Raw genomic sequence first — 12,364 nt, 5'->3', positions numbered from 1 at the left:
TTAATACCGGATTAAAATAAATAGACTCACCGTCAGGAAACAGTGCCCCGCACTTTATAATGCAACCAGCCTGTTATATTTAAATATTTACCAGAAGAACAGGGTATATTGCTGACAAGAGCCATGAAAATAAAAACACAAAAATTAGACATAACATAAATACTGAATTACATAAATAAGGAAATGAATATAACAATATTATGATTTTATTTTTATTACGCTTACCAGATTCGCATTGCATTTTATAAAAATTTGATTAATAACCAGCACACCGCCAGTCATATACTTTATCATTGGTGCTCGTTACTTATCTGGCCACCATTGTAATGATTGTCAACCACAGCACGTCCAGACACGATAATTTCATCCGGTTTTAACGGTATTATTGTTTTGTTCCACCATTCGTTTGCTGACCAGAAACATACTTAACATTAACCGTAAATGTCTTTTCACCATTTTCTTTTTCCGTCTCCTGTTTCAGAATACGGAAAAACACCGGTTCCACTTCAATACAACCATGACTGTAACCTTTGGTGGAATCATGGATATAAAAACCACCCCGCTTGCCCCCACAGGCTTTTCGGGTCTTCTCATCCGCTGATTCCAGCCGGATACGGTTATATCCCCAGTTCGCCCAGTATATCTCACATGTTCCGGCAGCCTGGCCTCGCGGAATGGTACTCCAGCCCCATGATGGTCCCAGATCACAATCCGCAGCATTTCTTATCGGTGCCTCCCCCTGAAACTGAATAAACAATTTATAATTCCCTTCCGGTATCGCCGCATCCGGCACACACTGTTTATCTGGCCACTGTAAATCCGGTAACCCCGTGGTCGCCTTAAATATCCCGATACCAGGCCATGTCAGCTTTTGCCCGTCAAAAGTCAGTCTTACCGCCATCATCTTCTCCCTGACTATTCTGTGTATTACAGCGGTGGTGTACAACGTATCATTAGCGCCAGCTTCTGATCCCGTACAGACTGGTTATCCACCGATAATACAAAGCTGAAAGGATAACGTCCCTGCATCTTCGCCAGTGAGATATTCCCCTCCTGAAGGGAATATGCACTTCCGCGTCCGTAACCCTCAACATCCTGCGCCAGTAAGCTGGTATAGTTGATTAATGTTGAGAAACAGCCACATTCACCGGTACTTTTTTTCAGTGTGACCGTTGTTTTCAGAATGGTAAGGTTATCCATTTCCTGACGATGAACGGGATGGATATCCACACACTCCGCCAGCGGGTTATCAATGTTTACATCTGTTCCGCCCCAGGCAAATACGGGCAGGAACATTCCTGCACAGGCAGACATAAACAGAACCTCTACAGCGTACTTTTTCACAGCATCTGACCTCTATTTTTTTCATCCACCAGTCGCAGCGCATCCACATACCGCCCTTCACTGTTCTGCTGCCAGAACCAGCCTTGCCCTGGCAGGTAACGTATGCCCGGTAGATCCAACTATCCCGCTATTCATCTGTACAGCCCAGCCCCCGGCGCTGTACCACTTCACTGGCAAATGTCGCGCCAGTTTTTTTCATTATTTCTTGTTGTATTTTTTGCAACTGCGGAAATATAACTCTCTCACATTTATTTATTTCCCATATATCACCAGTTTGAGAACTTACTGAAAACAGTCCCCAATAATCGATTGCTCCGGCAGTCGGTGTATCATAGCCAAGGCTAAAATCATAATATCCCGGATGGGGAGGATTTCCGTGTTTATCCTGCAAATCACCGTCAACAAAAACGCCATCCAGCGATAAATCATATTTTTGATATTTAAGTGCAATAATGAGTAGTTTTTCTGCCTGTGCTTTCGTCATTCCACCGCGATTTATATCTGACAAATTAAATTCAGATACAACCGCTTGGGCATAACAGAACTCAGATATAAAGAGAAAAAAACAAGCATTATTTTACGGGGCATGCTATTCTCCGACCGACCATAATAATTATTCCAGCAGTTATCCTGGCGTAATTATCCGTACCACCAGTAATATGAGATCCTGAATTAAACCCAGCTGCTACCAGAGCTTCAGAGAAGGCCAGAGCATCTTTTTTCCCCCGAACAGCGTCACCATACTTGACAGCAAAAGATCGCGCACAAACTGAAAACGAAGAAAAAATAGCCACCCAAGTTTTGTTACTATCCTTTGGATGAACCCGACCTGACTGAAATGATGCAGGAGCCTGGAGAGAAAAGTAATTATTATATTCCCTGGCAATACGACCTGTACCATATTGACTTTCGGCAGCAGCAAGACCCAGTATATTCTCTACCGGTACGTCAAGCTCTTTTGCAATTATCTCACAAACCTTCATGTGCTCCTGGACAAATCTTACCGCACCCACGTTATTACACGCTTTATCATAATTACCCATTTCTTCATTCCTTAGCAGATGTTTTTAAAACCACCATGTTCATTATTTCTCCGCCAGTCGCAGCGCATCCACATACCGCCCTTCACTGTTCTGCTGCCAGAACCAGCCTTGCCCCGGTGTTGCCTGCCCCAGCGTCTTACCCGGCCAGCCCGGCCACGGCAGATAACGCACGCCCGGCAGTTCTACTACCGGTGCTTCATCCGGCAGCCCGGTCAATTCCCGGCTGCGCTGCGATGTACGTCGTAACCCGCGCAGCCACTGCGCCCACCACGGCCCCGGCTGCCACATCGCCCATAGCTGGTCCACTTGCTCGGTCAGCCGCCCGCGCCGCATCGTGTCCGGCGTGATATGCTGCGCCGCCAGCCTCGCCAGCCAGTACAGCCAGCCCTGCGTCTCCTGCAAACTCTCGTCCAGCCACTCCCGACCGCAGCGCTGGTAAATCACCAGCGGCCACGGGCGTCCCACGCTATCCCGTGACGCCATCAGCACTCCGGTCAGCCAGTCAGTCGTCCCACCCATCGGCAAAAATCCCGGCGACATCACAAAGCTCCACGGCAGCGGATGGTGTTCCGGCGCGGGCATATCATGTTCGCCACGCGGCGACAGGTGCATCCAGTCGTCACGTTCTTCATCGGTCGTCTGGCCTTCCGGCAACACGATATGCCGCCCGCTGCCCACCCATGTCTGGCGGTTCAGCCAGTCCTGCCATATTCGTCCCTCTTCAGCGCCCACCCGCCAGCGCACATAGTCGCGCTGGTCCGGCAGCCTGCCGAACATCGCCGGGGCTGATACTACCGCTGGCCGGCGCATTACAACGCCCTCGCCGGACAACTGAAGTTCTGCAACAGCTCCCGGCTGACCGGGTTAAAATCCCGCCCGGCGGTGATTTCCAGCACCACCCGGCGACCGTCAAAATCATATTCCACCAGTTGACGCCCCCGCACCGCCGTTTCCTGTACCATTCCGGCGTCCAGCAGATGAAACAGCGCCCACGGCCCGCCGGTCAGTAGCGTTGAGGTGTCCTGGCGAATACGCGGGCTGGCGGTGATTTCCGCCATCGAGCCGTTGCGCGGTCCCGGCCACGTCACTTTCAGGGGCCGGTCCGGACCATGGGCGTAGCGCAGCACCTGGCCGTCGATATCAATCACCAGTTCCGTGATGGCCGGGTCCATATCCACCACGCTAATCTGCATCGACCAGGAAAATTTTTTCCCGCCCTCGCTGTTAAAAAATACGCTGCGGATCTGCTTCGCCTGCTGAAACGGCGTTAAATCCGGCCCCTGCAACGTCATGTTGCCTTCGGTCGGTTTGTAGCGCCACGGGTCGCTGGCGGTGTCCGCCAGCGGAGCCAGTTGTTTGCTCCAGAAAGCATCCAGTACGCCGCCGCTGGCGAAGATGCGGTTAAAGTCCTCGGCGCTGACCTCCTGCGGACTGTCGGCGAACGGATAGCGCCCGTCGATGGCGTCACGGCAGTCGTCGCCCATCATCGCCTCCATCTGGGTGTTCAGCACGTCGCCGGTCCCGGCGTTGATTTTGCGCGTTCCCTGCTTCGTCAGATCCAGCAGGATGTTTTTCAGCGGCGCAGGCAGTTTCGCCGCCTCCAGTTGCAACTTGTCTGCGGCAGTAATGCGCGCTGGCAACGTCCCCGCCGCCAGCGCGCTATCAGCAATGGTCAGTTGGGTGTAATACTCGTTGAGCATGGTCAGCAGCGAAGCGATCTGCATCGTCCCACCGCCGCTCTGTCCGCCGTCCGTCCGCCCGGCAATGACCTCGCGCAGCGCGGCGAAACGGTCATCCACCAGCGTTTTTTCCAGCCGTTCTTCCGGGTGAATATCCTGGAACAGTTTTGCCGTCTGTACCACTTTCCCCGCGTTACCGGACGCGCGCTGCGCCAGCTGTTTCTGTCTGGCCTGCGGGTCCGGCGGCGGCACCAGCGTGGTCTGCTCCACCACCGCTTTTCCCAGCCGCATCAGCGGTGAGTCCGGCGACGCCAGGGTGCGCAGCACCTGTAAATCATAGGCCAGGCCGGAACTGCCCTCTTCCCCGGCACTGTTGATACTATGGATACTGTCCAGAAAATCCTGCCAGCGGCGGGCATATTCCGTCAGGTACAAACGGCGGACTTCGCGGGCGACAGACTGCTCCTGCCCCGGTATCTGGCTGCGCAGGCTGTCAGTCAGCTTTTTTGGCGTACTCTCCCGGCCCATCACCCAGCCATCGTTCGCCGTCGCCGCCGCCACAAATTCCGGTAATCGTTTGTCGAACAGCTCCCGGTAACCTTCACGGGTAAAAATACCCGGCACGCCCCGATCCAGCGGCGCGCCGTTGCTACGCACAAACACCGTTCCCGCATCCGCGCCCACAGCGCGTACCAGCGTGAACTCCTGCGGCGCTTCGCTCTCCATTGCCGCCAGCGCCCGCGCATAGATACGCTCGGTACTGGTGTGACCGTCGAGGAATGCCCGCGCCTGACGGATCAGCGCCTCATTTTTCTCATACGGTGAATGCACCACCCGGCTGCCGTCAAACAGCGCTTCGATATGCGTCAGCACGGCGGCGCGCCCGCCGAACCCGGCCACACTGTCGCTGTTCCCCAGATCGTTAATCACCCACGACTGGATCTCCGCCGCGTTGTATTTATCTTCGTGATCTTTATCCAGATTCAGTAGCAGATAGATGCGCAGGGCATCGTAGGCCGCTTTACTGTCCTGACGGGCAATGGCGTCCGCCAGCACATACTCCATCCGTTTCACCAGCGGCGGCAGCAGCAGTTGATCCAGCAGGCGGTTGTACAGCGACGCCACGCTGTCGGTTACCGGCGGTACGCTGTACAGGCCGTAGCGCCAGGTCAGCGGCGGCGCGTCCGGGTCCAGTTCCGGCCAGGCGGACAGTTCCCTTGCGCTGTCCAGCAGTGCCGGGACGGGAGCCATCGCCGGTTTACCGGTGTAGGCTTTCACATCACCGTCCAGCCGGGTCGCGCGGGCGCTGATTTCATTCAGATAGTCGCCGTTGGTCTGCTGGCTGGTCTGCATCCCCTGCCACAACAGGAATGCCAGCACCAGTACCAGCAGGTGCCCGCCGAGGCGCAGCAGGCGGTAACGCCAGGCCCACTGGAGGTTTGGCTCCACCAGGTGCGCTTCACGGAAAATAAACTGTGTCAGCAGGTCATGCAGGAAGTAGCTACGGTTGCCGTCCGGCAGAGCGTGCGGGAGAGAGGCGGATGATTCGCCACGGGCGGTTTTTATCGCCCGGACAAAGCGCTGCCAGATACTCAACTGGTCGGCCACGGCGTCGGCCTGCGCCTGCGCGGCACTGGTGAAAAAGACCCCGCGCAGCGTGTTATTCAGTTGCGTGGCATCGAATTTTGAATCGAGGAAGATCTGTTCAATAGCCTCCAGCAACGGCTCGCCGAGGGCGGCGAACTCACGCGGGAAGGTATACAGCCGCTGGCGGCTTTTAAGGTCGTACTCTTCCTGTAACCGGGTATCCAGTCCCTGATCCAACCGCAGCGTCAGGCGCGCCAGCTCCTGCGCGCAGGCGGCGTGCAGCGCCTGCGGGTCGCCCGCTTTTCGCCTGCGGCTGTACGGCAACGTGAAGCCCCAGATTTGTGCGCGAAGATGGCTGGTCAGCGTACGAAAATACTCGCTGAACCCCGGCAACAAATCCATTTTGGTGACCACCAGATAGACCGGAAAGCGAATCCCCAGGGTCTCGCGCAGTTCTGCCAGTCGCGCCCGCAGAGCGGCGCAGGCCGCCAGGCGTTCCGCCGGTGACTGTGCGGTTAAATCCGCCACGTTTAGCGTCAGGATCACGCCGTTAAGCGGCGCGCCGGGGCGATGTTTACGCAGCAGACCGAGAAAGCCCTGCCACTCTCCGGCGTTACGCTGCGCGGCGCTCGCTTCGCCGCCGTCATCGTGGCGGGCGTAGCGTCCGGCGGTATCAATCAACACCGCTTCGTTGGTAAACCACCAGTCGCAGTGTAGCGTGCCGCCACCCGGTACTGTCAGGATACGCGAGGTCTGCTCCATTTGCTCCGCCAGCGGGAACTGCAATCCGGTGTTCAGCAGGGCCGTGGTTTTGCCGTCGCCGGGACTGCCGACCACCATGAACCACGGCAGCTCATACAGAAAGCGTTTTCCCTCGAAGATTTTACGCCAGCCAGGCATATCCACCCGCAACTGCCGCAGCTGCCGGATGGCCTGCGTGACAATATGGTTGACGGTGCGCAGGTCGGCTTTGATCTCGCCTGCCACCGGTACCTCTTCCCCGCGCGGATGCAGGAAGCGACGCAGCAGTTGTTCATCCATACGCAGCGCACGCCACAGCCGGTACAGGCCGTACAGCGCATACACCAACAGGATGAAACCAATTAATGTCAGGCGGACCCACAGCGGCGCAAACGGATGGACATCGCCCAGGGCCAGCAGCGGTGTGACGAAGCCAATCGCCAGGCACAGGACACTGATGCCGATGATACTCATCGACCAGTTGACCAGCCACAGTACCAGCAGCATCAGCAACAGGGCAATGGTCACTACCCGGCTACCCACGGAGGCCAGCGGGCGCAGGGTATCAAATGACACCAGCGGCCCGACAAACCAGACCAGCAGCGCCAGAACCAGAACGCCCACAATCGCCAGCGCGCGCCGGGAAAAAAGCAGACTGAGAAATTTTTGCATTATATTTCGACTCGCCACCCAATAATCAGTAACAGCAAAGCGCTGAGACCAGAAAACAATCTCCCGTTACCGTAATTAATTTAAAAAAAATATAGAAAGCTCTTGAAAAATAATAAATCCGGAAGTCAAAAATACTTCACGGACCCTGAACGTGTGTTTTCGTCTCTCAACCCTTCAGAATTCCGGCATTATTACATTCCATTTCACTCAAATCACACGAACGGAATTTCAGAATTTTAGCGTAATTCCCAGAACCAAATTTGCTTACAGGTAAAATAACAGTGTGAATGACATACTGCCCCGGCACTGGTCGGCTCAATCAGATCGATATGACTACCACTCCCACCATTATATCCATCAATTTTCCAGAAGAAGACCACACCTTTTTTATTACCCAGTTCTGTCTGAAATTTAGTCGGATCACGCCAGACCGCAGGTTTACCGAAAACAGTTGCCTGCGAAAGTATATCTGCCAGATTTTTAGCGCCTGTTTCAATGCTCCGGCCCTTCCACTTGCCCTCTTTTATCGGGAGAAGACGGCCTTTAAACTTCACACCTGATTTAATTAATGCCACGCTCATACGGGCCGCACAGGTATTTTCAAACTGAGCACCAAGTTTCCCCTGGTCATAACCAATGCCTGCATAGAAATCTTTCGAATCAACAAAATCAGGACTTTCAAAAGATGATGAATTATGATTAGACTTTAGCACTGAGAATAAAGGTTTCATTTTTTAACCCCTGTATCACATGAATATTTAATTAATTTATCCATAATAAGCTCAGCCGCGCGAGAATTAAGTTCTTTATGTGTTTTATTTTTAAGAAAAACATAGACAATTTCATTTAATGTTAGCGTCTTAAATAAATCGTATCCACACCATAGTTTTTTCTCCGTTGCATCCTCCACGCCAAGCAGATAGATACCCGCCCTGAGTTTATCCAGTTGATTACCAGATACCCAAAATTTAAAAAAGTCATTACCTGAAAGATTAAGCGCATCCGGCGTCAGGGATAACACAGGAGATGACCGGGAAGCAATTTTTACGGAGGGTTCAGTCCCCTGACAGGGGAAATTTTTAACTAATGCTTCCTCTATCAGCACCGAAGCTCTTGCATCAGGCTTTTTCACAGAGTACCGATCAAGCCAGGCCAGCACAGTATGGTTTATTGTTATACTGTCAACCTGACCATATCCACACCACGTCTTACCTTCTGTGGCATCCGCTACCCCCAACACATACATCAGTGTATTATCTTTTTCCTGTAAGTTATCACTGGCATAAAATCCCAGAAAATCCCGTATACTGAGGTTGACATTATCGGGGGAAATGAATCCAGCGTTAATCAGGGACCCGGCAAAAACGCCACCGGGTAATAAACAACATAAAATGATCAAAAAAACACGGATAGATCGTTTTATGTGATATGTCGCTGAGATCCGATAATAATCCCCCGTCACGCCACATACTGCCGAATGATGAGACACATCATAGGTTGATTTTTTCATCATTCATTCACTCCACTACCAGAATTTCCACCCGACGGTTTTTCGCCCGCCCGGCTTTACTGCCGTTATCCGCCACCGGCACCGTATCGCCCTTGCCGACGATATGTACCCGTCCGGCAGGTACGCCGCCGGAGGTCAGCAACGCCGCAACTTCCGCCGCCCGTTTTTCCGACAGCACCAGGTTGGATGGGAATTCAGCCGAATGAATGGGCTGGCTGTCAGTGTGACCCGTTACAGTGACTGCGCCGCCCACGCGGGCGATTTCCCGCGCCGCTTTGTTAATCACTGGCCGGATTGCGTCACTCACCGTTTTTTGTCCCGGTACAAACATGGCGTCGCCACGGAAGACCACCCTACTGTGCTGGTCATCTTCGTCCACGGTCAGCAGGCCACGGGCGATTTCGTTTGCCAGCAGGATTTTCAGCCGCAGCTTATGAACCGGCACGGGCGGCGGCGGCAGTTTTATACCAATCGCATCAATATGCTGTTGTACGGTGACGGTCTGCACATCCATCCGGTGGCTGTAAAGGCCAAACAGCGTCAGCATCGCCAACAGGGCTATCCCGGCGCTCAGCCAGACCGGCACCCGGCGCATCCGCCGCAGTCGTCCGCTTATCGCCCCCTGAAAGTCAGGCGAGAGCGCGGGCATGACCGGATCGCGACGCTGTGAAAGCTGTGTCAGCAGTTGCTGACGAATATTGTCCAGTTGCTTACGCCCGTCTGGCTGCACGCTGTAGCGGCCTTCAAATCCCAGCCCCAGCAGGTGGTAGATAACCTCCAGTACGTTGCCATGCTCCTGGAAGCTGGCCGCCAGACGCCCGATGATCTGGAAAAGTTTTATCCCGCCTTCGCTTTCACCATGAAATGTTACCAGCAGGCTTTTTCCGGCCCAGATGCCGCGCCGTCCCCAGGTTGTGTTATTGGCGGCTTCATCAAGCGCCGTACACAGGCAGTAACGTACCGCCAGTACGTGCTCGCGCCGCAGGTTCGCCTGATCGCATAATGTCTGGTACAGATGCATCTCGCGTACCAACAGATTACGGTAAGGCTCTACCAGGGCCGCATCCAGTTTAGCGGGCATGGCTGCGAGAGCGCACAATAAAGGCCGGGCAGCGGCGAGCAACGGATTAGCCGCCGAGCTGATTTCAGCCAGCCGAAGTTTGCTGTCCGGACCGTCTTCAACGATGACATTGAGTTCCGTGCGCTGGCTGGTGTGTACCGGCGTTTCATATTCACTGTCCTTATGCTCCGGCGTGGTGGACAAAAAGGACATCATGTCCGCCGCTGGCGGCGTCAGGGTACTGTCTGTCATTTATCGCGCACTCCCCACAGTTCTGTCTCCAGCCCCGGAAATTCCCCGGCGGTATGCATGGCCATCCCGCCGTAACGGGCAATGTGTTCCCACAATGCTCCCTCGCGGCGGATGTCGTAATAGATGTATCCGGCCTGAAACGGGATTTGGCGCGGTGGTACAGGCAGAACCTGCAAAGCCAGCCCCGGCAGATGCGAGCGGATCAGTTCCGGCAGGCGATCGGATGGCCCGATTTTGGTCTGGGCGGCAAAATGTTGCAGTAGCACATCGGTCGGCATTGAAGCCTTTATCGCCAGTACCAGCGTGCTGAAATCGGCAAGATCGGAAGGAGCCACCACCGCATTCAGGATGCCGTAAGTCCCCTCTTTCAGTTCGATGCGCTGCGCGCCCCGGATCAGTACCGCATTCAGCAGGAACTGCACCTCATCAACCAGCGATTTCAACCCGGCATAGGGCGTCAGGTGTTTGTACTCTTTGTATTCAGCGGGCCGTCGCGTTTGTGGACGCACATAGGTGGAGAGTTCCCCGGCCAGTTCGGACAGGTAGCGATACAACACTTCCGGGGCCAGCGGCGTTTTCGCCAGGTGGGTCAACAGCGGCTCAAAGCGATTGAGAATTTGCAACAGCAGGTAATCGGAGACCTCCGCTGCTTCATGGCCGTGGTTGTCGCTGCCTGTCAGCCGTTCCGCCAGCGAATCGGCCCGCATTCGGATGAGATCGTTGATCCACGACAGCCAGGTACACATCAGTGAACTGGCCTGATAATTAATGATGGGCGGGATCAGGTCGTGGTCGATATCTATCCGCCCGTCAGGGTTTAGCCCGGTGATGCGGGTCAGCGGCAGGCCAATCCAGGCGCCCGTCACCGCTTTTTCCGGCAGCAGCCGCAGGCGCAGGTGACTGAGCTGTAATAACTGCGCGCCACGTCCCAGCGAGTTGGCGTCGCGGATGTCGTGTTCATGTACCGAGAAACGCGCCAGTGATTCCGGGTTATTGTCAAACGTGGTTTCTTCGCTGTTCGGCGCGCGTACCGGTACCGCCAGACAAATCTGCTGGTTCAGGTGCTCCGGCAGGATGGTCAGCGGCGGCGGCAGCGGGGTGTGGTCCGGTGCGTTAAACGGCGTGCCGTCAGGAAAAATCCCTGATGCCTCTTTCAGTATCAGTTTACCGATGTTCAGCGCTTCGCCATCAATATTGTAGTGGCTGAATCCCCAGAAAAAGGGGGTCAGCGGCAGGCTGCGGTAATGCATGACGTGTTCCAGATAACGCTCTTGCTGCTGAAACATCTGCGGCAGTAAAAATTGTCCTTCACTCCAGACTACGCGGTCATTCCAGCTCATAATTCATTTATCCCGTTCCGTAATTACAATGGCGCTTTGTTCCAGTTCCGCCTCCAACTGCACTTTTCCTTTCCCCGATATGAAGCTGCTGTACCAGGCTTTTTCCGGGGCTTCCGGAATTTTGTAGGTTACCCGCCAGACCGATTTGGCCAGGTTACGGTATCCGGCCAGTACGCCGATTGCCGTGGTCTGCGCATTCAGCGGGCGACGCAGTTTTTTCTCTTCGCCGGGACGCAAAATAAAGCTGTCGCGACGCACTAAATCGTCGGTAAGGACGGATTTGTCGTTGTCATGGAGCGACCAGTAATCAGCTGTCGTGAAAGCGGCGTCATTTTTTAGTTCATAAACACGTATCTCAATGGGCGCGGCCTTCTTCTGATTGTCAGGATTCACCTTATCGGAGGCTTTCACGCTCAGGTCGAGTCGCTGTGATTCGAGGTCAGGTAACGCATCGCTACTGCCGCATCCGGAAAGCAGGAGCAGTGCAAAAGGCATAGCTACCGCACATAACCACCGAGTGGGGTTACGCCATTTATTCACTGTAAATTCCTTTAAAATCAAAACAATAAATCCAGCCAGATATAAATCTGGCCGGAAAAACAACCGTTAAATTTCTTTGTTGGCCTTGAAGTCGTAGCCTGCGGTGATGGTGCCGCCGCTGCCGCCCTGCTGGTTCTGCACCACGTATTCCTGTTTCACAGTGCTGAAGGAGAGTTCAATTGATTCGCGAGACGCAATTTCCCCTCCCTGGCTTCCGCTGGGCGATACCATTGCAATAATCAGATCTGTGAAAGTGTACTTGAGGTACTCCAGCGGATTGCCGCCAGCCTTACGCATAACCAGAATGGCCTGCGGAATGTGCTTACCGGAAGAGCAGTATTTGAACAGGTTCGGGCTGGCGCGATCGATGTAATGTTCAAATGAAAGATTAGTGACGGAGACCTTACCGGAACCGAGACCGCTACCGGCGTGCATGGTGGATTCCTGATGAATATTCCAGCGCCAGCTCAGTACTTCAATTTCATTTTTGTGTTTGTCATCCATTGACTCGCCGTCAATGCCGTCAATTTTCAGAAAAATGTCATAAGACATATCTACTATCCTTTTAACTACCTAAATTAAGCCCTGATTTATCT

12 protein-coding genes and 1 pseudogene are annotated in these 12,364 nt (G+C 54.0%); all 13 read right to left on the bottom strand.

The window, feature by feature from the left end:
- Nucleotides 1-382: 382 nt before the first annotated feature.
- Entirely contained in the window at nt 383-904 is a 522-nt protein-coding gene (locus tag ABVN44_RS22190; RefSeq protein WP_000968384.1) for a DUF2778 domain-containing protein, read from the bottom strand.
- Nucleotides 905-927: 23 nt separating this feature from the next.
- Nucleotides 928-1,344 (bottom strand): DUF2195 family protein, encoded by a 417-nt coding sequence (locus tag ABVN44_RS22185; RefSeq protein ID WP_001596567.1) that lies wholly within the window; start codon nt 1,342-1,344, stop codon nt 928-930.
- Nucleotides 1,341-1,463: pseudogene (locus ABVN44_RS22180) on the bottom strand (cytoplasmic protein); the annotation flags it as partial. The gene ABVN44_RS22185 and the pseudogene ABVN44_RS22180, both read right to left, overlap by 4 nt.
- A gap of 8 nt (nt 1,464-1,471) precedes the next feature.
- A complete protein-coding gene (locus ABVN44_RS22175) occupies nt 1,472-1,828 on the bottom strand; it encodes a hypothetical protein (RefSeq protein WP_001519428.1) in 357 nt (118 codons plus the stop codon).
- A gap of 88 nt (nt 1,829-1,916) precedes the next feature.
- Nucleotides 1,917-2,387, bottom strand: a complete 471-nt coding sequence (locus ABVN44_RS22170; RefSeq protein WP_000528843.1) for a glucosaminidase domain-containing protein — start codon at nt 2,385-2,387, stop codon at nt 1,917-1,919.
- A gap of 42 nt (nt 2,388-2,429) precedes the next feature.
- Entirely contained in the window at nt 2,430-3,197 is a 768-nt protein-coding gene (locus ABVN44_RS22165) for a TagF domain-containing protein (protein WP_023232366.1), read from the bottom strand.
- Nucleotides 3,197-7,066 carry a type VI secretion system membrane subunit TssM gene (gene tssM / locus ABVN44_RS22160; protein WP_023232365.1) on the bottom strand — a complete coding sequence of 1,290 codons (3,870 nt, stop codon included), beginning with the start codon at nt 7,064-7,066 and terminating at the stop codon, nt 3,197-3,199. The genes ABVN44_RS22165 and tssM overlap by 1 nt, the downstream gene beginning before the upstream one ends.
- A 236-nt stretch (nt 7,067-7,302) precedes the next feature.
- Nucleotides 7,303-7,797 (bottom strand): T6SS effector amidase Tae4 family protein, encoded by a 495-nt coding sequence (locus tag ABVN44_RS22155; protein ID WP_023216589.1) that lies wholly within the window; start codon nt 7,795-7,797, stop codon nt 7,303-7,305.
- Nucleotides 7,794-8,579: a Rap1a/Tai family immunity protein gene (locus tag ABVN44_RS22150; protein ID WP_023232364.1), complete on the bottom strand. Its 786-nt coding sequence runs from the start codon at nt 8,577-8,579 to the stop codon at nt 7,794-7,796. The genes ABVN44_RS22155 and ABVN44_RS22150 overlap by 4 nt, the downstream gene beginning before the upstream one ends.
- A gap of 4 nt (nt 8,580-8,583) precedes the next feature.
- Entirely contained in the window at nt 8,584-9,888 is a 1,305-nt protein-coding gene (gene tssL, locus ABVN44_RS22145; protein ID WP_023232363.1) for a type VI secretion system protein TssL, long form, read from the bottom strand.
- Nucleotides 9,885-11,228, bottom strand: a complete 1,344-nt coding sequence (tssK, locus tag ABVN44_RS22140; protein ID WP_000118732.1) for a type VI secretion system baseplate subunit TssK — start codon at nt 11,226-11,228, stop codon at nt 9,885-9,887. The genes tssL and tssK overlap by 4 nt, the downstream gene beginning before the upstream one ends.
- A 3-nt stretch (nt 11,229-11,231) precedes the next feature.
- A complete protein-coding gene (gene tssJ, locus ABVN44_RS22135) occupies nt 11,232-11,768 on the bottom strand; it encodes a type VI secretion system lipoprotein TssJ (protein WP_023206382.1) in 537 nt (178 codons plus the stop codon).
- 66 nt (nt 11,769-11,834) lie between these two features.
- Nucleotides 11,835-12,320 (bottom strand): Hcp family type VI secretion system effector, encoded by a 486-nt coding sequence (locus ABVN44_RS22130; RefSeq protein ID WP_000119443.1) that lies wholly within the window; start codon nt 12,318-12,320, stop codon nt 11,835-11,837.
- Between the last annotated feature and the right edge of the window lie 44 nt (nt 12,321-12,364).

The organism is Salmonella sp. SJTUF15570, assembly GCF_043357055.1.
GTDB lineage: Bacteria > Pseudomonadota > Gammaproteobacteria > Enterobacterales > Enterobacteriaceae > Salmonella > Salmonella enterica.
This window is presented reverse-complemented; position numbering and strand designations above follow the sequence as displayed.